This is a genomic window from Pseudomonas sp. Rh2, assembly GCF_040762985.1.
GTDB lineage: Bacteria > Pseudomonadota > Gammaproteobacteria > Pseudomonadales > Pseudomonadaceae > Aquipseudomonas > Aquipseudomonas taiwanensis.
Map to the genome: position 1 here is coordinate 4,593,828 of NZ_CP142890.1, position 20,414 is coordinate 4,614,241.

Annotated in this window: 18 protein-coding genes; 1 reads left to right on the plus strand and 17 read right to left on the minus strand. The window is 61.5% G+C overall.

The genetic code is table 11. The features are described 5' to 3' along the window. Positions 1-52: 52 nt before the first annotated feature. The 17 genes from accA to rpsB all read right to left on the minus strand — a co-directional run bounded on the left by accA (position 53) and on the right by rpsB (position 19,269). Complete coding sequence (gene accA, locus VXM67_RS21000) at positions 53-1,000, minus strand: acetyl-CoA carboxylase carboxyl transferase subunit alpha (RefSeq protein ID WP_023381960.1); 948 nt, start codon at positions 998-1,000, stop codon at positions 53-55. Positions 1,001-1,105: 105 nt separating this feature from the next. Next, positions 1,106-4,630, minus strand: coding sequence for a DNA polymerase III subunit alpha (dnaE, locus tag VXM67_RS21005; RefSeq protein WP_367237352.1), 3,525 nt, complete (start codon positions 4,628-4,630; stop codon positions 1,106-1,108). Between the two features lie 91 nt (positions 4,631-4,721). Next, on the minus strand, positions 4,722-5,345 hold the full coding sequence (gene rnhB, locus VXM67_RS21010) for a ribonuclease HII (RefSeq protein ID WP_023381962.1): 624 nt from the start codon (positions 5,343-5,345) through the stop codon (positions 4,722-4,724). Position 5,346: 1 nt separating this feature from the next. Beyond that, complete coding sequence (gene lpxB, locus VXM67_RS21015; RefSeq protein ID WP_023381963.1) at positions 5,347-6,474, minus strand: lipid-A-disaccharide synthase; 1,128 nt, start codon at positions 6,472-6,474, stop codon at positions 5,347-5,349. Between the two features lies 1 nt (position 6,475). Beyond that, positions 6,476-7,252: an acyl-ACP--UDP-N-acetylglucosamine O-acyltransferase gene (lpxA, locus tag VXM67_RS21020; protein ID WP_023381964.1), complete on the minus strand. Its 777-nt coding sequence runs from the start codon at positions 7,250-7,252 to the stop codon at positions 6,476-6,478. After that, complete coding sequence (gene fabZ, locus VXM67_RS21025) at positions 7,249-7,689, minus strand: 3-hydroxyacyl-ACP dehydratase FabZ (RefSeq protein ID WP_003252314.1); 441 nt, start codon at positions 7,687-7,689, stop codon at positions 7,249-7,251. The genes lpxA and fabZ overlap by 4 nt, the downstream gene beginning before the upstream one ends. A 113-nt stretch (positions 7,690-7,802) precedes the next feature. Beyond that, entirely contained in the window at positions 7,803-8,858 is a 1,056-nt protein-coding gene (gene lpxD / locus VXM67_RS21030) for a UDP-3-O-(3-hydroxymyristoyl)glucosamine N-acyltransferase (protein WP_023381965.1), read from the minus strand. Position 8,859: 1 nt separating this feature from the next. Beyond that, a complete protein-coding gene (locus VXM67_RS21035; RefSeq protein WP_015269197.1) occupies positions 8,860-9,363 on the minus strand; it encodes an OmpH family outer membrane protein in 504 nt (167 codons plus the stop codon). A 44-nt stretch (positions 9,364-9,407) separates the two neighbouring features. Further along, positions 9,408-11,756 carry an outer membrane protein assembly factor BamA gene (gene bamA, locus VXM67_RS21040; protein WP_023381966.1) on the minus strand — a complete coding sequence of 783 codons (2,349 nt, stop codon included), beginning with the start codon at positions 11,754-11,756 and terminating at the stop codon, positions 9,408-9,410. A 74-nt stretch (positions 11,757-11,830) separates the two neighbouring features. Further along, entirely contained in the window at positions 11,831-13,183 is a 1,353-nt protein-coding gene (rseP, locus tag VXM67_RS21045) for an RIP metalloprotease RseP (protein WP_367237353.1), read from the minus strand. Between the two features lie 46 nt (positions 13,184-13,229). Further along, entirely contained in the window at positions 13,230-14,420 is a 1,191-nt protein-coding gene (gene ispC / locus VXM67_RS21050) for a 1-deoxy-D-xylulose-5-phosphate reductoisomerase (RefSeq protein ID WP_023381968.1), read from the minus strand. Beyond that, on the minus strand, positions 14,417-15,232 hold the full coding sequence (locus tag VXM67_RS21055; protein WP_023381969.1) for a phosphatidate cytidylyltransferase: 816 nt from the start codon (positions 15,230-15,232) through the stop codon (positions 14,417-14,419). The genes ispC and VXM67_RS21055 overlap by 4 nt, the downstream gene beginning before the upstream one ends. Further along, entirely contained in the window at positions 15,232-15,987 is a 756-nt protein-coding gene (uppS, locus tag VXM67_RS21060; RefSeq protein ID WP_023381970.1) for a polyprenyl diphosphate synthase, read from the minus strand. Before uppS ends, VXM67_RS21055 begins: the two co-directional genes overlap by 1 nt. A 15-nt stretch (positions 15,988-16,002) precedes the next feature. Then, a complete protein-coding gene (frr, locus tag VXM67_RS21065) occupies positions 16,003-16,560 on the minus strand; it encodes a ribosome recycling factor (RefSeq protein ID WP_023381971.1) in 558 nt (185 codons plus the stop codon). After that, entirely contained in the window at positions 16,557-17,300 is a 744-nt protein-coding gene (gene pyrH, locus VXM67_RS21070; protein ID WP_023381972.1) for a UMP kinase, read from the minus strand. Before pyrH ends, frr begins: the two co-directional genes overlap by 4 nt. 180 nt (positions 17,301-17,480) lie before the next feature. Continuing rightward, positions 17,481-18,344, minus strand: coding sequence for a translation elongation factor Ts (gene tsf / locus VXM67_RS21075; protein ID WP_023381973.1), 864 nt, complete (start codon positions 18,342-18,344; stop codon positions 17,481-17,483). 187 nt (positions 18,345-18,531) lie between these two features. Then, complete coding sequence (rpsB, locus tag VXM67_RS21080; protein WP_023381974.1) at positions 18,532-19,269, minus strand: 30S ribosomal protein S2; 738 nt, start codon at positions 19,267-19,269, stop codon at positions 18,532-18,534. A 347-nt stretch (positions 19,270-19,616) separates the two neighbouring features. On the opposite strand from rpsB, the gene map reads away from it, so the two are divergent. After that, a complete protein-coding gene (gene map / locus VXM67_RS21085; RefSeq protein WP_023381975.1) occupies positions 19,617-20,399 on the plus strand; it encodes a type I methionyl aminopeptidase in 783 nt (260 codons plus the stop codon). Positions 20,400-20,414 lie beyond the last annotated feature (15 nt).

The window sequence follows — 20,414 nt, forward strand, 5'->3', positions numbered from 1 at the left end:
GGCCTTGATCGCCGGCAAACCGACGATCAAGGCTTCCAGAGCCCCGGGTCTATCAGAGACCGTAGCTCATCAGACGCTCATAACGGCGCGCCAGCAGCGCGTCGTTGTCGAGCTTGCCGAGCATGTCCAGCTGCTGGATCAGGTCGGCACGGATGCTTTCGGACATCTTCACCGGGTCACGGTGGGCGCCGCCCAGCGGTTCCTCGATGACCTTGTCGACGATGTTCAGGCTCTTCAGGCGTTCTGCGGTGACACCCATGGCCTCGGCCGCGTCGGCTGCGCGGTCGGCGGTCTTCCACAGAATCGAGGCGCAACCTTCCGGCGAGATGACCGAGTAGGTGGAGTACTGCAGCATGTTCAGCTGGTCGCACACACCGATGGCCAATGCGCCACCGGAACCGCCCTCACCAATCACGGTGGCGATGATCGGGGTTTTCAGGCGCGCCATGACACGCAGGTTCCAGGCGATGGCTTCGCTCTGGTTGCGCTCTTCGGCGTCGATACCTGGGTAGGCACCCGGGGTGTCGATGAAGGTGAGAATCGGCATCTTGAAGCGTTCGGCCATCTCCATCAGGCGGCAGGCCTTGCGGTAGCCTTCCGGACGCGGCATACCGAAATTGCGGCGCACCTTCTCGCGCACTTCGCGGCCTTTCTGGTGACCGATGACCATCACCGGCTTGCCATCCAGACGTGCGGTACCACCGACGATGGCAGCGTCATCGGCGAAGTGGCGGTCACCGTGCAGCTCTTCGAACTCGGTGAAGATGTGCTCGAGGTAGTCCAGGGTATAAGGACGACGCGGGTGACGGGCCAGACGGGCGATCTGCCAGCTGGTCAGGTTGCCGAAAATGCTTTCGGTCAGGGTGTTGCTCTTGTCTTGCAGACGGGCAATTTCATCGCTGATGTTCAGCGAATTGTCGTTACCCACCAGGCGCAACCCTTCGATCTTGGCTTGCAGGTCGGCAATCGGCTGTTCGAAATCGAGGAAGTTCGGGTTCATAGTCATCCGTCTTGGGTCTACGGCCAGGCGGCCGGCCGGTTGATCCGTTTGGCGCCCTACCTTAAGGGATCAGGCGCATTCAGGTCGAGATTAAATTAGGTCGGTTCAACGATATTGCAGGAAGACGTTCTCACGCCCGAACTGGTCACGCAGCGCTTGAATCAAGCCATCGGCCGGGTCGATCGCCCACTCGTCGGCGAACTGCAGCATAGCCTTGGCATCGCTGCCGGTGTACTCGAGGGTAATGGGGCAACCACCGCGATGGCGGGTGATCAGTTCACCCAGCCACTTCAGCCGGTCGCCCTTGAGCGCGTCATGGGCCACCTTCAGGCGCAGGCTTTCGGCCAGTTTGGTGCGTGCGTCCTCCATGGTCATCACTTGCTTGACCCGCAAACGCAGGCCACCGGAGAAGTCGTCGTTGCTGACTTCTCCTTCCACCACCACCATGGCATCGGCCTGCAGCAACGACTGGGCCGCCATGAAGGCGTCGGCGAACAACGAGGCCTCGATACGCCCTGAACGGTCATCCAGGGTCACGAAGCCCATCTTGTCGCCCTTCTTGTTCTTCATCACCCGCAAAGCAACGATCATGCCGGCGATGGTCTGGGGCTCGCGCGACGGCTTGAGGTCGATGATGCGTTGACGGGCAAAGCGACGAATTTCGCTTTCGTACTCATCGATCGGATGGCCTGTCAGGTACAGGCCGAGGGTGTCCTTCTCGCCCTTTAGGCGTTCCTTGAGCGTCAGCTCACGCACCTTGCGGTGATTGGCGTAGACGTCGGAGTCTTCCTCGACGAACAACCCGCCGAACAGGTCGACGTGACCGCTGTCGGCGGTACGGGCCGTTTGCTCGGCAGACTTGATGGCTTCCTCCAGCGCGGCCAGCAAGGTCGCGCGGTTGCGATCGATGTTGGCCTGGTAGGCCTTGATCTCGTCGTGGAAGTACGGACCGAGGCGATCGAGCGCACCACTGCGGATCAGCGCATCCAGGGTACGCTTGTTGACACGCTTGAGGTCGACGCGTTCACAGAAATCGAACAAATCCCTGAAGGGACCGCCCTGGGCGCGCGCCTCGACGATGGCCTCCACCGGCCCCTCGCCCACGCCTTTGATCGCCCCCAGGCCGTAGACGATGCGACCGTCATCGTTCACGGTGAACTTGAAGTCGGAGTTGTTCACGTCCGGCGCATCGAGGCGCAGCTTCATGCTGCGCACTTCCTCGATCAGCACCACCACCTTGTCGGTGTTGTGCATATCCGCCGACAGGACCGCAGCCATGAACGGCGCAGGATAATGCGTCTTGAGCCAAGCGGTCTGGTAGGACACCAGGCCGTAGGCGGCGGAGTGGGATTTGTTGAAGCCGTAACCTGCGAACTTCTCTACAAGGTCAAAGATGTTACCCGCAAGATCAGCATCGATACCGTTATTGACACAACCTTCGATGAAGCCGCCGCGCTGCTTGGCCATTTCTTCGGGCTTTTTCTTACCCATGGCTCGACGCAGCATGTCCGCACCACCGAGGGTGTAGCCCGCCATGACCTGAGCGATCTGCATCACCTGTTCCTGGTACAGGATGATGCCGTATGTCGGCGCCAGTACCGGCTGCAGGCCCTCGTACTGGTAGTCCGGGTGCGGGTAGGCCAGCTCGGCGCGACCGTGCTTGCGGTTGATGAAGTCATCCACCATGCCCGATTGCAGCGGGCCCGGTCGGAACAGGGCCACCAGTGCGATCAAATCTTCCAGGCAGTCGGGCTTGAGCTTCTTGATCAGCTCCTTCATGCCACGGGATTCGAGCTGGAAAACCGCCGTGGTTTCGGCCTTCTGCAACAGCTCGTAGGTCTTGCGGTCATCCAGAGGGATGAAGTCGATGTTGACGTCCGGCAGGTTCTTCTTGGCCTGCTCGCGGTTGATGGTCTCCATTGCCCATTTGATGATGGTCAGGGTACGCAGGCCGAGGAAGTCGAACTTCACCAGGCCGGCAGCTTCGACGTCGTCCTTGTCGAACTGGGTAACCAGGCCGCCGCCTTCTTCATCACAGGCGATCGGCGAAAAATCAGTGAGTTTGGTGGGCGCGATAACCACACCACCGGCGTGCTTACCAGTGCCGCGGGTGACCCCCTCCAGCTTCAGGGCCATGTCCCAGATCTCACGGGCATCCTCGTCGCCCTTGAGGAAGTCACGCAGGATTTCTTCCTGCTCGTAGGCCTTCTCCAGCGTCATGCCCACTTCGAACGGGATCATCTTCGACAAGCGATCCGCCAGACCGTAGGACTTGCCCTGGACCCGCGCCACGTCGCGCACCACCGCCTTGGCCGCCATGGTACCGAAGGTGATGATCTGGCTCACCGCGTTGCGCCCATAGGCTTCGGCCACATAGTCGATCACCCGGTCACGGCCATCCATGCAGAAGTCGACGTCGAAGTCGGGCATGGAAATACGTTCAGGGTTGAGGAAACGCTCGAACAGCAGGTCGTAGGCCAGCGGGTCGAGGTCGGTAATCTTCAGTACATAGGCCACCAGCGAGCCAGCACCCGAACCCCGGCCCGGGCCGACCGGCACGCCATTGTTCTTGGCCCACTTGATGAAGTCCATAACGATCAGGAAGTAACCGGGGAAGCCCATCTGGATGATGATATCCAGCTCGAATTTCAGGCGGTCCAGGTAAACCTGACGCTTCTCTTCATAGTTGGGCGTGGTCTCTTTCGGCCAGAGCACCGCCAGGCGCTCTTCCAGGCCTTCATGGGAGACGTGGCGCAGGTAGTCGTCGATGCCCATGCCGTTGGGGGTCGGGAAGTCCGGCAAGAAGTACTTGCCCAGCTGTACCTGGATATTGCAACGCTTGGCGATCTCGACGGTGTTGGCGACGGCATCCGGCAGGTCGCTGAACAGCTCGACCATTTCCTCTGCGCTCTTGAGGTACTGCTGGTCGCTGTAATTGCGGGGACGACGTGGGTCATCCAGGGTCCAGCCCTCGCCGATGCAGACGCGGGTCTCGTGGGCGTCGAAGTCGGACTGCTTGATGAAACGCACGTCGTTGGTCGCCACCAGCGGCGCCCCGAGCTTGTCGGCCAGGGCCACGGCGGCATGCACGTACTCCTCGTCACCTGCGCGGTTGGTGCGCTGCACTTCGACGTAGAAACGCTCGGGGAACATGCCCATCCAGTCGCGCAGCAGGGCCTCGGCTTCTTCATTCCGACCAGCCATCAGGGCCATACCGATGTCGCCCTCCTTGCCAGCGGACAGGGCGATCACGCCCTCACTGGCCGGGGCGATCCAGTCGCGCTGGAGAATCACCAGGCCGTTACGTTGGCCTTCGGTCCAACCCCGCGAGATCAACTCCGTCAGGTTGCGGTAACCCTTGGGGTTCATGGCCAGGAAGCAGATGCGCGACAGCGGCGCCTCGGGATCGGCTCCGGCCAGCCACAGGTCGGCGCCGCAGATCGGCTTGATCCCGGCGCCCATGGCGGTCTTGTAGAACTTGACCAGCGAGCACATGTTGCTCTGGTCAGTGATCGCCACCGCGGGCATGTTCATCCCGGCCAGCGCCTTGGCCAGCGGCTTGATCCGCACCAGGCCGTCGACCAGCGAGAATTCGGAGTGTACGCGCAGGTGAACGAAGGGAACCGACATGGATGATCCTGTAGCAGAGCTTGACGACAAGGGCGGGATTGTAACGTAAATGAGAGGGAAACGATTGGGGCCGCTGTGCGGCCCCAATGTGTTAGATCAGTGAGTCAGTGAGGCCTTCACGGGCTTCCCAGGCCGCGCGAACCGGCGCGAAGGAACGCCGGTGGATGGGCGTAGGCCCAAGGCGCGCAAGTGCCTCCAGGTGCACCGGCGTCGGATAGCCCTTGTGCCCGCCAATTCCGTAACCGGGATAGATCAGCTCGAAAGCGCTCATCTCGCGATCGCGCGTGACCTTGGCCAGGATCGACGCCGCGGCGATGGCCGGCACCTGGCTATCGCCCTTCACTACCGGCGCGGCGGGCACGGCCAGCCTGGGGCAACGGTTGCCATCGATCAGCGCGAGCTTGGGCGTGACGCTCAAGCCTTCGACCGCACGCTGCATGGCGAGCATGGTGGCCTGAAGAATGTTCAACCGGTCGATTTCTTCGACTTCGGCACGGGCAATACAGAAACTCAGGGCTTTTTCGCAGATCTCATCGAACAGCGCTTCGCGCTTGGCCTCGGTAAGCTTCTTGGAATCGTTCAGACCCAGAATCGGGCGTTGCGGGTCGAGAATCACCGCAGCGGTGACGACCGCGCCACACAGCGGCCCACGTCCCACTTCGTCGACACCCGCCACCAAGTCTTCGACCAGGTTGAAATCCAATCCAATCTGCATGTCAGCGGTCCTTGAGCAAAGCCAGCACCGCGTCGGCGGCCTGGTTGGAAGCGTCGCGGCGCAGGGTGCGGTGAATCTCGTCGAAACCTTCGGTCTGTCGGCTGCCATCGGCGACCAACGGCACCAAGGCCTGGGCCAGGGCTTCACACGTCGCGGCATCCTGCAGGAGTTCCGGCACCAGCTCGCGCTGGGCCAGCAGGTTGGGCAACGATACGTAGGGGCTCTTCACCAGGCGCTTGAGGATCCAGAAGGTCAAAGGCGCCAGGCGGTAGGCCACAACCATGGGCCGCTTGTACAGAAGTGCTTCAAGGGTGGCTGTGCCCGACGCGATCAGCACCGCATCGCAGGCCGCCAGCGCCACATGCGACTGGCCGTCCAGCAGCATCAGCGGCAGGTCACGGCCCTCCAGCATCTGTTCGATCTGGGCACGGCGCGCGGGATTGGCGCACGGCAGGACGAAACGCACCCCCGGGATGCGGTCGCGTAGAAGCTGGGCAGTATCGAGGAACAATGCCCCCAAGCGCCCCACTTCGCCTCCACGGCTCCCCGGCATCAAGGCGACCAGCGGACCATCGGCCAGGCCGAGGGAAGCGCGCGCGGCCTGTCGATCGGCCTCGAGCGGGATGGTATCTGCCAACGGATGACCGACGAAACGCACCGGCACGCCCTGCTCTTCGTAGAACCGCGCCTCAAAGGGCAGCAGGGTCAGCATCAGGTCGCAGCCTTCGCGGATCTTCAGCACACGCTTCTGCCGCCAGGCCCAGACCGAAGGGCTGACGTAGTGCACGGTCTTGATACCCGCCTGACGCAGCTTCAACTCGATGTTGAGCGTGAAGTCAGGCGCGTCGATACCGATGAATACGTCGGGCTTCTGCGCAATCAGGGTCTGGATCAGTTCCTTGCGCCGCTTGAGCAGCTCGCGCAGGCGGCCAAGCACCTCGACCAACCCCATGACCGCCAGGCGTTCCATGGGGAAGTAAGACTGCAGGCCTTCGGCCTCCATCAGCGGACCGCCGACACCGATGAAGCGGACGTCAGGATGGCGCGCCTTGAGCGCGCGCATCAGGCCAGAACCGAGAATGTCGCCGCTGGCCTCACCCGCGACCAACGCTACACAGAGCTGCGCCATGTCAGCGAGTGATGCCGCGAGCGGAGTTCAGGATCGACTGGCGGAACAGCTCGACCTCAGGGTGTTGCCCCGCCAGTTCTTCCAGTTCCTTGACCGCTTCTTCAACGGTAAGGCCCTGGCGGTAAACGACCTTGTAGGCACGGCGCAGGGCGTGGATGACCTCGTCACTGAAGCCGCGCCGACGCATGCCCTCGAAGTTCATGCTGCGGGCTTCGGCGGGGCTGCCGAACACCGTGACGAAGGCAGGGACGTCCTTGCCAATCGCCGTACCCATGCCGGAAAACGCGTGCGCCCCGATGTGGCAGTACTGATGCACCAAGGTGTAGCCCGACAGGATCGCCCAGTCGCCCACATGCACATGGCCAGCCAACGCGGTGTTGTTGACCAGGATGCAATGGTTGCCGATGACGCTGTCGTGACCAATGTGGGCATAGGCCATGATCAGGTTGTGGTCGCCGAGCGTGGTTTCCGAACGGTCCTGCACGGTACCGCGGTGGATGGTCACGCCTTCACGGATCACGTTGTGATCACCGATCACCAGTCGCGTCGGCTCGCCCTTGTACTTGAGGTCCGGGGTGTCTTCGCCGATCGAGGAAAACTGGTAGATACGGTTGTGCTTGCCGATACGGGTTGGTCCTTTGACCACCACGTGCGGACCAATGACAGTACCCTCCCCGATTTCGACATCGGGGCCTACGATCGACCAAGGGCCGACTTCGACACCGTCGGCCAACTTGGCCGACGGGTCGATGATCGCCCGAGGATCAATCGAACTCATAGGGAACGTTCCGCGCAGGTGATCTCTGCCGAGCAGACCGGCTTGCCGTCGACCAGCGCACGGCATTCGAACTTCCAGATCATGCTCTTGCGGCTGAGGAACTTGGCCTCCAGCACCAGTTGATCACCCGGCAATACCGGCTGACGGAAACGCAATTTGTCGGAACCGACGAAATAGTACAGCGTGCCATCGGCCGGCTTGGCGTCGAGCATCTTGAAACCGAGAATGCCGGCCGCCTGGGCCATGGCCTCGATGATCAAAACGCCCGGCATGATGGGGTGCGCCGGGAAATGGCCATTGAAAAACGGCTCGTTGATGCTGACATTCTTGTAGGCACGAATGCTCTGGGCCTCGAAGTCCAAATCCGTCACTCGGTCCACCAGCAGGAACGGGTAACGGTGAGGCAGGTATTCGCGAATCTCGTTGATGTCCATCATTTCGGGGGAAGCCTGTAATAAGAATAGGGAGCGCAGGTGCTGACCACACGCTCCTTTTGCAAATCCAAAGAGGAGCCAGCTAGCGACTGTTCACGCTCGCTCAGGAAATGGTATCAGCCTTCTGATGCCGGCTGATCACCTGAGGTCACGGTATCGACACGTTTTTCCAACTGCTGGAGACGCTTGGACATGTCGTCCAGCTGGCGAATACGCGCCGCACTCTTGCGCCAGTCAGCCAACGGCTGCATGGCCGTGCCGGAAGAATAGGCGCCCGGTTCAGTGATCGAACGGGTGACCATGGTCATTCCAGACACGAATACGTTGTCGCAGACATCGATATGGCCAACCATGCCGACGCCACCGGCGATGGTGCAGTGCTTGCCAATACGCGTGCTGCCGGAAATCCCGACACAGGCCGCCATGGCCGTGTGTTCGCCGATCTGCACGTTGTGGGCGATCTGGATCTGATTGTCGAGCTTGACGCCATCGGCGATGCGCGTATCGGACAGCGCACCACGGTCGACCGCGGTATTGACGCCAATTTCCACGTCATCACCAATGGTGACGCCGCCAATCTGGGCAATCTTGCGCCAGACACCCTTCTCGTTGGCAAAGCCGAAGCCTTCACCTCCGATCACCGCGCCTGACTGAATGACCACACGCTTGCCAATGGTCACATCGTGGTACAGGGTGACGCGCGGCGCCAACCAGCCGCCCTCGCCCACCACGCTGCGCGCACCAATCACACAGTGCGCACCGATGCTCACATTGGCACCAATACGCGCACCGCTCTCGATGACCACGAATGGCCCGATGCTGGCACTGGCATCCACCTGGGCATCCTCTGCCACCACGGCGCTGGGATGAATACCCGCCTCAGCCTTGGGCTTGGGATCGAACAGGTGGGAAATGCGCGCGTAGGCAAGGTACGGGTCGGCCACGATCAGGGCGTTACCAGCAAAGCCTTCGGCGTCCGCGGCCTTCAGCAATACCGCCGCTGCCTGGCTGTTATCCAGGTATTTGCGGTACTGCGGATTGGCAAGGAAGCTCAATTGACCAGGGCCGGCCTCCTGCAAGGTGGCCAGTCCGGTAATTTGCAGCGCCTCGGGCCCCTTGAGGGTCGCCCCGAGCGCTTCGGCCAACTGGCCGAGCGTCATGGTCACGGTCATATCAACGGGCTTGGTTCATGCGCTCGATGACTTGGCGGGTGATGTCGTACTGAGGTTTGACATCGATGACCGCACCGCGCTCCAGAACCAGGTCGTAACCGCCCTTCTTGATTACTTCCTCGACGGCACCATCGAGCTTCGGCTTGAGCTGCTTGAGCATGTCGCGGTCAGCAACGGCCTTGGCTTCGTTCAGTTCTTTGGACTGGAACTGGAAGTCACGGGCTTTCTGCTTGAATTCGAGCTCCAGGCGCTCACGCTCCTGCTGCTGCATCTTGTCGCCGCCCTTGATCAGGCGGTCCTGGATACCTTTGGCGCTGCTTTCCAGGGACTTGAGCTTGGTCAGTTGCGGGCCGAACTTCTTCTCGGCATCAACCGCGTACTTCTTGGCGGCATCGGATTCGAGCAGGGCCATCTGATAGTTCAGCACGGCAACCTTCATTTCGGCGAAAGCCGGGGTGGCGACCAGCGCCGCGGCCACTACGGCCAGTTGAGTCAACTTACGCACGATGCACTCCTGGATAAACCGTTGTCGTTAAGCAAGGGCCGACCTTAGAAGGTCTGGCCCAGAGAGAATTGGAACACCTGGGTATCGGCGTCGTCCGGCTTCTTGACCGGCATTGCCAGGCTGAAGCTCAACGGGCCCAGGGCAGTGATCCAGGTGACACCCAGGCCGACCGAGCTGGCCATGCCGGAGAAGCCAACCTTCTCGCAGTCAGGCTTGCTGCCGCAGTTGGTATCGAACACGTTACCCACGTCCCAGAACACGGAGGTGCGCAGCGAACGCTGGTCCTTCACGAATGGCAGCGGGAACAGCAACTCGACACCACCCTGGACCAACACGTTGCCACCGAACGGCAGCGGGTCCTGGTCCGGGTCTTTCACGGTGCCCGGGTTGGTACCGTCGCTCGGGGTACTGCGCGGACCGAGGCTGCTGTCCTTGAAGCCACGTACGGAGTTGAAACCACCCGCGTAGTAGTTTTCATAGAATGGCAGGCCGGAAGTACCACCGAAACCATCACCATAGCCCAATTCAGTGTGCAGGCGCAGGGTGTAGTCGTTGGTGATCGGCTTGAACAGCTGGCCGCGGTAGTCGAGCTTGTAGAACGACAGGTCGCTGCCAGGAACAGTCGTCTCGAAGGTCAGGCTCTGGGAGTGACCACGGGTCGCCAGCACGCCTTTGTTCAGGGTCGACTCGGACCAACCGACCGAGGCCTTGAAGTTCAGGAAGTTGTCGCCTTCCTGCTCGAGGAAATCGAAGATCTCGTCGACGGTGTAACGGCCAGTCTTGATCTTGTCCTGCTGCACGGTCAGGCCGTAGGTCAGGCGCGAAGTTTCGCTGATCGGGTAGCCGAGGCTGACACCGGCACCCAGGCTGTCGACCGCATAGCTGGCCACGTCGACGTCGAGGTCATCGTAGTCGGTGCTGCGATAGAAGGCGTTGTAGCCCAGGCTGACGCCGTCGGCAGTGAAGTAGGGGTCCACGAAGCCGAAGTTGTAGCGGGTCTGGTATTCCGAACGGGTCAGGCCGATGGACACCTTGTTACCGGTACCCAGGAAGTTGGTCTGGCTGATCGAGCCTCCCAGGATCAGGCCGGCGCTCTGGGCAAAACCGACGCTGGCGGTGATCGAGCCGGAGGCCTGTTCCTCGACGCTGTAGTTGACGTCGACCTGGTCATCGGTGCCCGGCACCGGTGGGGTCTCGACGTTGACTTCCTTGAAGAAGCCCAGACGTTCCAGGCGGGTCTTGGACTGGTCGATCAGGTAGGTCGACGCCCAGCCACCTTCCATTTGGCGCATCTCGCGACGCAGCACTTCGTCTTCGGTCTTGGTGTTGCCGCGGTAGTTGATGCGGTTGACGTAGGCACGCTTGCCCGGGTCGACCACGAACATGATGTCCACGGTGTGGTCTTCGTCGTGCGGCTGAGGCACGCCGTTGACGTTGGCGAAAGTGTAGCCCTCGTTACCCAGGCGGCGGGTGATCAGGTCGGAGGTGGTGGTCATGACCTTGCGCGAGAACACCTGGCCCGGCTGCACCAGCAGCAGCGACTTGACCTGGTCTTCCGGCACCTTCAGGTCACCCGACAGCTTCACGTCACGGACGGTGTACTTCTCGCCCTCGTTGACGTTGACCGTGATGTAGACGTGCTTCTTGTCCGGGGTGATGGACACCTGGGTGGAGGCGATGTCCATGTTGATGTAGCCGCGGTCCAGGTAGTAGGAACGCAGGCGTTCCAAGTCACCGGAGAGCTTCTCGCGGGCATACTTGTCATCGTTCTTGAAGAACGACAGCCAGTTGGTGGTCTTGAGCTCGAACAGCTGCGCCAGCTCTTCATCGTCGAACACGGTGTTGCCGACGATGTTGATGTGCTGGATGGCCGCCACGGTGCCTTCGTTGATCTTGATCTTCAACGCCACACGGTTGCGCGGCTGCGGCACCACCTCGGCGTCGACCTCGGCCGAGTAGCGGCCCTGGGCCACGTACTGGCGCTGCAGTTCGTTACGCACGCCTTCGAGGGTGGCTCGCTGGAAGATCTCGCCTTCGGCCAGGCCCGACTGCTTCAGGCCCTTCATCAGGTCTTCGGTGCTGATCGCCTTGTTGCCTTCGATCTCGATGCTCGACACCGAGGGGCGCTCGACCACGTTGATGATCAGGACATTGCCGTCGCGGTTCAGCTGGATGTCCTGGAAGAAACCGGTCTTGAACAGCGAGCGGGTGGATTCCACCAGGCGTCGGTCATCGGCCTGATCGCCCACGTTCAGGGGCAAGGCGCCAAAGACGCTGCCGGCGGACACCCGCTGCAGGCCGTTGACACGAATATCGGAGATGGTGAAGGACTCGGCGTGAACTTCAGCGATCATCAGTGCGGAGAGGACCGCAGTTAGCAGCAGACGTTTCATGAAGTCCTTTTATTCCAACTGGCAATAAACCACCCGCCGTATGAAAACGGCAGGTTCGCAATTGAGCGAATCTTTTATAGTCGACCCAGATCGTTGATCAGGGCGAGCAACATCACCCCAATGACCAAACTGATACCGATCTGGACCCCCCAACCTTGCACCCGATCCGACAGCGGACGACCGCGCGCCCACTCGACCAGGTAAAACAGCAAATGCCCCCCATCCAGTACCGGGATGGGCAGCAGGTTAAGAACCCCCAGGCTTATGCTCAGGTAGGCCAGGAAATTCAGGAAATCCCCCACGCCGGACTGGGCCGAAGCGCCCGCCACTTTAGCAATGGTTATCGGTCCGCTCAAGTTTTTTACCGAGAGCTCCCCGAACAGCATTTTCTTTAGCGATTCGAGGGTTAGCACACTCATGTTCCAGGTGCGCGACAAGCCCTCGCCCACTGCCTCGAGCGGGCCATAGCTGACTTCGCGCAGCATGCTGGCGGGCCATTCGGCGCCCTTGACTCCTGCCCCCAGGTAGCCGCCGGAGGCTTTGCCTTCGCCGCGCCGGGCCAGCGTCACCGGGACGTCCAGCGGCGCGCCATCACGCTCCACACGCAGCAACACCTTGGCTTCGGGGCGTGCGCGCACGGTGTCGACCACGTGCTGCCAGTCGCTCACCGTCACGCCATCGACGGCCAACAATTTGTCACCACTTTTGAGCCCGGCCGCTGCGGCCGGCCCCTTTGGATCGATTTCAGCCAGAACCGGCGAAATGGCCGGACGCCATGGACGCAAGCCCAGGGACTGGATCGGGTCCGGCTCGTCGGCGCCCTTGAGCCAACCCGCGAGCGTGATCTGGTACTGACGCTCGACCGTGGCTCCTTCGTCGCGCACGCCGACTTGCAGGGTGCCGCTCTCGCCCAGGCGCCGAACCAGCTGCAGGTTGACTGCCGACCAGCCACTGGTCGGTTTTCCGTCGATGGATACGATTTCCTGACCAGCGACCAAGCCCGCCGAAGCCGCCAGGCTACCGGACTCGACCGCACCGATGACCGGACGGATCTGCTGGGTGCCGAGCATGGCCAGCAGCCAGAAGAAGAAAATGGCCAGCAGGAAGTTGGCGATCGGCCCCGCCGCCACGATGGCGATACGCTGACGGACGGATTTGCGATTGAACGACTGCTCGATCAGCGCTGGCGGCACTTCACCCTCGCGTTCGTCGAGCATCTTGACGTAGCCGCCCAGCGGGATCGCCGCCACCACGAACTCGGTGCCATGGAGGTCATGCCAGCGAATCAACGGTGTGCCGAACCCCACGGAGAAGCGCAGCACCTTGACGCCACAGCGTCGGGCCACCCAGAAGTGGCCGAACTCGTGGAAAGTGACCAATACACCCAAGGCCACCAGGGTGCCGATAATCATGTAGAGCGCAGTCATATCCATCTCCGAATGACGTTCAGCGGAACCTGGAGCAAGGCCTGCATCAGCGGCCGTGGCGCCTCAACCACTCACGGGACAGTTCCCGGGCGCGCTGGTCGGCAGCGAACACCGCATCCAGCGACGGCAGCGAGACCACTGGCTCCTGGTCAAGCACCTGTTCGATCATACTCGCGATTTCTGGAAAGCGGATGCGCCGCTGGAGAAATGCCTCGACCGCCACTTCGTTGGCCGCATTGAGCACGGCAGGCGCACTGTTGCCCGCCTCGGCAGCCTGCCGCGCCAGGCGCAAGCAAGGGAAGCGTTGTTCGTCGGGCGCCTGGAAATCCAGACGAGCGATGGCGAACAAGTCCAGCGGGGCTACCCCGGAGTCGATCCGCTCGGGCCAGGCCAGGGCGTTTGCTATGGGCGTGCGCATGTCTGGATTGCCCAGCTGGGCCAGCACCGAACCGTCGACATAATCCACCAACGAGTGGATCACGCTCTGCGGGTGAACCACCACTTCGACCTTGGCCGGCGCTGCATCGAACAACCAGCATGCTTCGATCAGCTCCAGGCCCTTGTTCATCATGCTGGCCGAGTCCACGGAAATCTTGCGCCCCATGGACCAGTTAGGGTGGGCACAGGCCTGCTCCGGCGTGACATTGGCCAGGGCCGCCTGGGGCGTCTCGCGGAATGGGCCGCCCGACGCCGTCAGGAGGATGCGCCGCACCCCGACCTGAACCAGCCCACGACCGTAGTCGCCGGGCAGGCACTGGAAAATGGCATTGTGTTCACTGTCGATGGGCAACAGCACAGCGCCACTGCGCCGCACCGCATCCATGAACAGTGCGCCGGACATTACCAAGGCTTCCTTGTTGGCCAGCAACACCTTCTTGCCTGCCTCGACGGCAGCCAAGGTCGGACGCAACCCAGCGGCGCCGACGATAGCGGCCATCACCGCATCGACTTCCTGCGCCGCCGCGACCTGACACAGCCCCGCCTCGCCCTCGAGCACTTCGGTGGCACAGCGCGCGGCAGCCAGGCCCTCGCGCAGACGCGCAGCACTTTCTGCATCCGGCACCACTGCATAGACCGGATCATGGCGAACGCACAGTGCCAGCAACTCGTCGATACGCGAATAACCGCTGAGCGCGAACACCCGATAGCGCTCGGGATGGCGAGCGATCACATCCAGCGTGCTAAGGCCAATGGACCCGGTAGCGCCGAGTACGGTAATGCGTTGCAGCGTACTCACATCACACCCCATTCAGCCGCCCACAGCAGCACCGCGAAGATCGGGATCGCCGCCGTCAGGCTGTCGATGCGATCGAGCACGCCGCCGTGACCTGGCAGCAGGTTGCTGCTGTCCTTGATGCCCGAGCGGCGCTTGAACATGCTCTCGGTCAGGTCACCCACTACCGAGGACATGACCACTACCGCAGCGCCCAGCAGCCCCAGGACGATCTGGCCGAAGCTCCAGTCCCGGCTGATACCCACCACCAGGGTGATGAGAAGGCACAGGGCCAGACCGCCATAGACGCCTTCCCAGCTCTTGCCTGGGCTGACCTGCGCAGCCAGCTTGCGCTTGCCGAAAGCACGCCCGGAGAAATAAGCCCCGATATCGGCCGCCCAGACCAGCACCATGACCGACAGGATCAACCAGTTGCCCAACGGCCAATGCTTGAGCAAGACCAGCCCTTGCCAGGCCGGCAGCAGCACCAGCAAGCCGATCAGCAATCGGCAGGCGGCGCTGGCCCAAAGCTCGCTGCTGCGTGGGTAGGTGAGCACCAGCCAGGTGGCCAGCCCCCACCAGATCACCGCCGCACCCAGCACCCAGGGCGCAAGGTCGGGCATCAGGTAGAGCAGCATCAGCGCCCCGGCAACCACGGCGGCGTAGGCAATACGCAGCGGCTGGGCCATCAGCCCGGCCAGGCGCGCCCACTCCCAGGCACCAAGGGTGACCACGAAGCCGATGAACAGGGCGAAATCCCCGCCGTTGAGCAGGAAAAAGCCGCCCAGCGCGACCGGCAGCAGGATCAGCGCAGTAATGATGCGTTGTTTAAGCATTAAGCACGAGCTCCAGCCTCGACCTGCTCGCTGGTCTTACCGAAGCGGCGCTGGCGCGAAGCGAAATCGGCCAACGCGTTGCGCATGGCCTCGTGTTTGAAGTCCGGCCAATAGAGGTCGGAGAAATACAGCTCGGCATAAGCCAGCTGCCAAAGTAGGAAGTTGCTGATGCGGTGCTCGCCGCCGGTGCGAATGCACAGGTCGGGCAAAGGCAGCTCCCCCGTCGCCAGGCAAGTCTGCAACAAGTCAGGCGTGATGTCCTCCGGACGCAGGTGGCCGGCCTGGACTTCACGGGCCAGGCGCTGGGCGGCCTGGGCGATATCCCATTGACCGCCATAATTGGCGGCGATCTGCAGGATGAAGCGGTTGTTGCCCGCAGTCAGCGCCTCGGCTTCACGCATGGCCGCCTGCAGCTCAGGATGGAAACGCGAGCGATCACCGATGATGCGCAAGCTGATGTTGTTCTCGTTCAGCCGCTTGGCCTCACGACGCAGGGCCGAGAAGAACAACTCCATCAGCGCCCCTACCTCATCGGCCGGACGCTGCCAGTTCTCGCTGGAGAACGCGAACAGGGTCAGCACCTCGACCCCGGACTGCGCGCACACTTCGATGACCGCACGAACGGCGTCGACGCCCGCCTTGTGCCCGGCAACGCCGGGCAACAGACGCTTCTTCGCCCAGCGATTGTTGCCATCCATGATGATCGCGACGTGACGCGGCACCGAAGACAGTGCCGCCAGCTTGGTCTTTTCCATTAAAAAACCTCGGCCTTAGACGGCCATAAGGTCCTTTTCCTTGGCTTTGAACGCAGCGTCGATTTCGGCGACGAACTTGTCGGTCAGCTTCTGGATCTCGTCCGCGGCGCGGCGTTCTTCGTCTTCGCTGATTTCCTTGTCCTTGGTCAGCTTCTTCAGGTCGGCGAGTGCGTCACGACGAACGTTACGTACCGCCACCTTGGCATCTTCGGCGACGCCGCTGGCCTGCTTGGTGTAACCCTTGCGGGTTTCCTCGGTCAGGGCAGGCATCGGAACACGGATGGTGGTGCCGGCACTGGAGGGGTTCAGGCCCAGGTCGGAGGTCAGGATCGCCTTCTCGATGGCGGCGCTGAGGTTCTTGTCGTGGGCGACGATCTTCAGGGTACGGGCGTCTTCGACGGTGATCGCGGCCACCTGGTTCAGCGGCATCTCGCTGCCCCACGCAGGGACCTTGACGCTGTCCAGAATGCTTGGGTGGGCGCGACCGGTGCGGATCGCCGCCAGGTTGCGACCCAGGGCCTCGATGGACTTGGTCATGCGCTCCTGAGCGTCTTTCTTGATGTCGTTGATCATGCTTCGCCTTCCTCGATCAAAGTACCTTCAGCGCCACCCACCACGATATTCAGCAGGGCGCCAGGCTTGTTCATGTTGAATACCCGCAATGGCATCTTGTGGTCGCGGCACAGGCAGATTGCGGTCAGATCCATAACGCCGAGCTTGCGATCCAGAACCTCGTCGTAGGTCAGGTGATCGAACTTCTCGGCATGCGGATCCTTGAATGGATCGGCAGTGTACACACCATCGACCTTGGTCGCCTTCAGCACAACGTCGGCATCGATTTCGATGGCGCGCAGACAGGCTGCGGAGTCGGTGGTGAAGAACGGATTGCCGGTACCGGCGGAGAAAATTACCACATCCCCGGAGTTGAGGTGGCGAATAGCTTTGCGACGATCGTAATGATCGGTGACACCGACCATGGAAATGGCCGACATGACCAGGGCCGGGATGTTCGAACGCTCCAAGGCGTCGCGCATGGCCAGGGCGTTCATCACGGTGGCCAGCATACCCATGTGGTCACCGGTGACGCGATCCATGCCGGCTGCACTGAGCGCGGCGCCGCGGAACAGGTTACCACCGCCGATCACCAGGCCAACCTGGACGCCGATACCGACCAATTGGCCGACTTCCAGGGCCATGCGATCCAGCACCTTCGGGTCGATCCCGAAGTCTTCCGAGCCCATCAGGGCCTCGCCGCTAAGTTTGAGCAAAATGCGTTTATAGCGAGGTTGGCGACCACTCACCTGCTGAGCCATTGCGAGTCTCTCCTGCGGCGTACTGTAGAAAATTCCGTGCGGGCTGTTTGCAGCCTGCTAACTGTAGCGTGGCACCGTTTTGGTGCCAGCAGAGACCGGTTCGATAAACCCGTCTCCGTTTTGACAAAGAGGCTGCGCGCGTGAGCGGGCAGCCTCTTTGGGGCGACAGACGAGTCTGTCTTACTGCTTGGCGGCAGCGACCTGAGCGGCAACTTCTTCAGCGAAGTTGTCGACTGGCTTCTCGATGCCTTCGCCGACTTTGAAGTAGGTGAAGGAAACGATTTCAGCACCGGCTTTCTTGGCCAGCTCGCCAACTTTGACTTCTGGGTTCATGACGAAAGCTTGCTCGACCAGCGAAGCTTCGGCCAGGAACTTCGAGATACGACCCTTGATCATGTTCTCGACGATGTTTTCTGGCTTGCCAGCGATCTTGTCAGCGTTCAGCTGCAGGAAGACGCCCTTCTCACGCTCGATGGCTTCAGGGGAAACTTCCGAAGGCAGCAGGAACTCTGGGTTCGAAGCTGCGACGTGCATGGCGATGTTCTTGGCCAGCTCAACGTCACCGCCTTTCAGAACAACGGCTGCGCCGATCTTGTTACCGTGCAGGTAAGCACCGACAACGTCACCTTCAACGCGCACCAGGCGACGGATGTTGACGTTTTCGCCGCACTTGGCAACCAGGGCTTCACGAGCGGATTCGCGCGAGGCGATCAGCGGAGCGGCGTCGGTCAGCTTCTGAGCGAAAGCTTCTTCGATGCTTTCAGCAACGAAGGCCTTGAAGTCATCTTGCAGGGCCAGGAAGTCGGTCTGCGAGTTCACTTCCAGCAGGACAGCGGCCTTGCCGTCGGTCTTGACGGCGATGGCGCCTTCGGCGGCAACGTTGCCAGCCTTCTTGGCGGCCTTGATGGCGCCCGAGGCACGCATGTCGTCAATGGCTTTCTCGATGTCGCCGCCGGCCTTTTCCAGGGCCTTTTTGCAATCCATCATGCCTTCGCCGGTACGCTCGCGCAGTTCTTTGACCAGCGCTGCAGTAATTGCTGCCATTTCAAAATCCTCTTGGAAAGTTTTTCAACCATTCCACCCGCTTGTGACGGGCGTTCAATTCTGCAAATCCACTGCTTTTATCGTCAGCGCCCCATGATGCGGGGCCGTTGCTGACAGCAGGATTTCAAGGTGGCAAAAAGGGGGCCAAGCCCCCTTTTTGCGTGCCAAGTCAGACGCTAAGCGTCAATTACTCAGCAGCAGGTGCAGCCGCTTCTTCAGCGTAGACTTCGGTGCCGCCAGCAACGTTGTTGCGGCCGCGGATGACGGCGTCAGCCATCGAAGTCATGTACAGCTCGATGGCGCGAATGGCGTCGTCGTTACCTGGGATGACGAAATCAACACCTTCCGGGCTGCTGTTGGTATCGACAACGCCGATGACCGGGATGCCCAGCTTGTTGGCTTCGGTGATAGCAATGCGCTCGTGCTCAACGTCGATCACGAACAGGGCATCAGGCAGGCCGCCCATGTCCTTGATACCGCCCAGGCTGCGATCCAGCTTTTCCAGATCACGGGTGCGCATCAGGGCTTCTTTCTTGGTCAGCTTGGCGAAGGTGCCATCTTCGGCCTGGGTTTCCAGGTCGCGCAGACGCTTGATCGAAGCACGGATGGTTTTGTAGTTGGTCAGCATGCCGCCCAACCAACGGTGGTCAACGTATGGCGAACCGCAACGAGCAGCTTGCTCGGCGACGATCTTGCCGGCGGAACGCTTGGTGCCGACGAACAGGATCTTGTTCTTGCCCTGGGCCAGGCGCTCTACGAACGACAGAGCGTCGTTGAACATCGGCAGGGTTTTTTCCAGGTTGATGATGTGAATCTTGTTACGCGCGCCGAAAATGAACTTGCCCATTTTCGGGTTCCAGTAACGGGTCTGGTGGCCGAAGTGCACACCGGCCTTCAGCATATCGCGCATATTGACTTGGGACATGATAGTTCCTTGATAAGTCGGGTTGGGCCTCCACGTATCCCAATGACCAACCCGCGATTCCGAAGAGTCGGGGCACCCAGGCCATCGTGTCGACACGTGTGTGGGGTTTAGTACTCTCGGGGGCGTCCCCGAAAGCGGCGCATTTTATACCACAGACCGCAGGCGAACGGAACCCGAATAAGGTCTCGTCCGTCAGCGTTTTTTGCAGCACCCTGGCTTTCAGGCCAGAATGCCCTCTATAGACAGCAGGATGACCGCCTTTATCCCGACCGATTGCCGCCCTGCTCTGGTAGAATCCGGCCTTTCCCGTTTGTTCGCGCCATCGATGGCGCCGTAGAGAGCCTGCAATGACCGTCACCATCAAGACCGCAGAAGACATCGAGAAGATGCGCATCGCCGGCCGCCTGGCCGCCGAAGTGCTCGAAATGATCGAAGAGCACGTCAAGCCCGGTGTCACCACCGAGGAGCTGGACCGCCTGTGCCACGACTACATCGTCAACGTCCAGCAGGCCATCCCGGCCCCGCTCAACTACAAGGGCTACCCCAAGTCGATCTGCACCTCGATCAACCACGTCGTCTGCCATGGCATTCCCAACGACAAGCCGCTCAAGGACGGTGACACCATCAACATCGACGTGACCGTCATCAAGGATGGCTACCACGGCGATACCAGCCGCATGTTCCACGTCGGCACCGTCGCCCCCTGGGCCGAGCGCCTGTCCAAGGTGACGCAAGAGTGCATGTACAAGGCCATCGAGCTGGTCAAGCCGGGCTGCCGCCTGGGTGACATCGGCGAGGTCATCCAGAAGCACGCCGAGAAGAACGGCTTTTCGGTGGTGCGCGAGTTCTGCGGCCACGGCATCGGCAAGGTGTTCCACGAAGAGCCGCAGATCCTGCACTACGGCAAGGCCGGCACCGGCATGGAGCTCAAGGAAGGCATGACCTTCACCATCGAGCCGATGATCAACCAGGGCAAGGCCGACACCAAGGTATTGGGCGACGGCTGGACCGCCATCACCAAGGACCGCAAGCTCTCGGCCCAGTGGGAACACACCCTGGTGGTCACCGCCACCGGCTACGAGATCTTCACCCTGCGCAAGGACGATACCATCCCGCGCACCTCGGCTTGAGCCCACACTAGGCAA